Source organism: Citrobacter sp. Ca225 (genome assembly GCF_030337175.1).
GTDB lineage: Bacteria > Pseudomonadota > Gammaproteobacteria > Enterobacterales > Enterobacteriaceae > Citrobacter_A > Citrobacter_A amalonaticus.
Genome location: NZ_JAOWCD010000009.1, coordinates 1 through 206, shown reverse-complemented (window position 1 = coordinate 206; position 206 = coordinate 1). Strand labels below are relative to the sequence as shown.

The window sequence follows — 206 nt, the reverse complement described above, 5'->3', positions numbered from 1 at the left end:
GATGCCAAGAGTGGCCTGACCCACAGCCTAGTCACCACCGCGGCCAACGAGCATGACCTCAATCAGCTGGGTAATCTGCTGCATGGAGAGGAGCAATTTGTCTCAGCCGATGCCGGCTACCAAGGGGCGCCACAGCGCGAGGAGCTGGCCGAGGTGGATGTGGACTGGCTGATCGCCGAGCGCCCCGGCAAGGTAAGAACCTTGAA

1 protein-coding gene is annotated in these 206 nt (G+C 61.7%); it reads left to right on the top strand.

Annotated elements, in window-relative coordinates; genetic code table 11:
• A partial coding sequence (locus OGW13_RS00045; RefSeq protein WP_286556768.1) for a transposase occupies nt 1-206 on the top strand: 206 nt, incomplete at both ends.